This is a genomic window from Corynebacterium sp. (assembly GCF_030535495.1).
Lineage (GTDB): Bacteria > Actinomycetota > Actinomycetes > Mycobacteriales > Mycobacteriaceae > Corynebacterium.
This window is the reverse complement of the sequence record NZ_JAUNRW010000172.1, coordinates 1-2,399: the sequence shown is the minus strand read 5'-3', so window position 1 is coordinate 2,399 and position 2,399 is coordinate 1. Positions and strand designations below refer to the sequence as shown.

The 2,399-nt window shown below is 66.4% G+C and carries 3 protein-coding genes; all 3 read left to right on the top strand.

The features are described 5' to 3' along the window. On the top strand, positions 1-825 hold an 825-nt coding region (ftsY, locus tag Q4F73_RS12260), incomplete at its 5' end, for a signal recognition particle-docking protein FtsY (RefSeq protein ID WP_303359619.1). Positions 826-982: 157 nt separating this feature from the next. Continuing rightward, a complete protein-coding gene (locus Q4F73_RS12255) occupies positions 983-2,242 on the top strand; it encodes an ammonium transporter (RefSeq protein ID WP_303359618.1) in 1,260 nt (419 codons plus the stop codon). Beyond that, a partial coding sequence (locus tag Q4F73_RS12250; RefSeq protein ID WP_303359620.1) for a P-II family nitrogen regulator occupies positions 2,239-2,399 on the top strand: 161 nt, incomplete at its 3' end. The genes Q4F73_RS12255 and Q4F73_RS12250, both read left to right, overlap by 4 nt.

Sequence of the window (2,399 nt, the reverse complement as noted above, 5' to 3'; positions counted from 1 at the left end):
GATGAGGATGCCTGGGAGGAGATCGAGGACACGCTGCTCATGGCGGACCTGGGCACCACTGTGACCATGAACGTCGTTGACTCGCTGCGGGACAAGATCGCCGAGCGCGGTGTCTCCTCCGAGGCGGAGGCGCGCACCATGTTGCGCGAGACCCTCATCGAGGCCTGCCACCCGGAGATGGACCGTTCCATCAAGGCGATGCCGTACCAGGGGAAGCCGGCCGTCATCCTGGTGGTCGGTGTCAACGGCACCGGCAAGACCACCACCACCGGCAAGCTGGCCCGCGTGCTCGTGTCCATGGGGCACAAGGTGCTGCTCGGGGCGGCGGACACCTTCCGTGCGGCCGCCGCCGATCAGCTGGAGACCTGGGGTCGGCGCGTCGGTGCCACCACGGTGCGCGGTGCGGAGGGGGCGGACCCGGCGTCCGTCGCCTTCGACGCGGTGGCCAAGGGTGTGGAGGAGCAGGCGGATGTCGTGCTCGTCGACACGGCCGGCCGTCTGCACACTTCGACCGGCCTCATGGATCAGCTGGGCAAGGTCAAGCGCGTGGTGGAGAAGAAGGCCATCGTGGACGAGGTCATCCTCGTGCTCGATGCGACCGTCGGGCAGAACGGCCTGACCCAGGCGCGGGTGTTCCGGGATGTCGTCGACATCACCGGTGTTGCGCTGACCAAGCTGGACGGCACCGCCAAGGGTGGCATCGTCTTCCAGGTGCAGGAGGAGCTGGGCGTGCCGGTCAAGCTCGTCGGCCTGGGTGAGGGTGCGGATGATCTTGCGCCCTTCGAGGTGGAAGGATTTGTGGACGCGCTGCTGGGTACGAAGTAGACGTCGATAAGCGGAAAAGGGGCCTGCGGGCCCCTTTTTTGTTGCGTCGGTCACACTGTACCTGTACGGCTATAGAAAAGCTTTCTATAGCTCTATAGTTAGCGACGTAGCCAATAACCTGTCGGGCTACAGATAACCTAACTAGGAGGGCTGTCCCATGAACTCTGACGCCGGATGGATGCTGACATCAGCATCACTGGTACTCCTGATGACGCCCGCCCTGGCGCTGTTCTACGGCGGCATGGCGGGGCGTCGGCAAGCGCTGAACATGATGATGATGTCGTTCGGCACCCTCGGTGTCGTCACCGTCGTCTACATCCTGTGGGGCTGGTCCATGTCCTACGGCGACCGTTCCATCGCCGGCCTCTTCTCCGATCCGACGCAGTTCTTCGGGCTGCGGGACATGCTTATCGACGAAGCCGGCCCCAACGGATACCCCCTCGGCATCGACGTCGCCTTCCAGCTGACCTTCGCCGTCATTTCCACCGCCCTGATCTCCGGCGCGCTGGCCGGTCGCGTGAAGTTCACCACCTGGCTGGTGTTCTCCGCGCTGTGGGCGACCTTCGCCTACTTCCCGCTCGCACACATGGTGTGGGGCGGCGGCCTGCTCTCGCACTCGGCGGACGGCCTCGCCGCCATGATGTTCGGCACCACGGACGGTGAAGCCACCGTCGCACCGATCGACTTCGCCGGCGGCACCGTCGTCCACATCTCCGCCGGTACCGCCGCGCTGGTCCTGGCCCTCATGGTGGGTAAGCGCGACCAGGTCATCTCCCGCCCGCACAACCTGCCGCTGGTCATGCTCGGCGCCGCCCTGCTGTGGTTCGGCTGGTTCGGTTTCAACGGTGGCTCCGCCTTCGCGGCGGACGGCCTCGCCGGCCTGGCCTGGCTCAACACCACCGCCGCCGCGGCTGCCGCCATGCTCGGCTGGGTCCTCGTCGAGCGGATCCGTGACACCCGGCCCACCTCGCTGGGCGCGGCCTCCGGTGTTGTCGCCGGTCTGGTCACCATCACCCCGGCCGCCGGAGCACTCACCCCCGTCACCGCACTCATCCTCGGTTTCATCGGCGGCATCCTCGCCTGCCTCGGCGTCGGCCTGAAGTACCGCTTCGGCTACGACGACTCCCTCGATGTCGTCGGCGTGCACCTCGTCGCTGGCCTGTGGGGCACGATCGGCCTGGCCTTCTTCGCCCAGGACGTCGACCGCCTCCGCCTCATCGTGGTCCAGATCGTCATCGCCGTGGTCGCCATGGTCTTCGCCGCGGTGGTCACCTTCATCATCGGACTGGCGCTCAAGGCCACCATGGGCTGGCGCATCGATGCCGAGGACGAGTTCGGCGGCATCGACCTCGCCGAGCACCGCGAGTCCGCCTACGATGACACCCCCGCCCCCTCCGCACTAGGATCTACCTCATGAAACTCGTCACCGCAGTGATCAAGCCCTTTACCCTCTCCGACATTCGTGAGGCGCTCGAGGCGCTCGATGTCGGTGGACTGACCGTCACCGAGGTGCAGGGTTACGGCCAGCAGCGCGGACACAGCGAGGTCTACCGCGGCGCCGAGTACGCCACCGA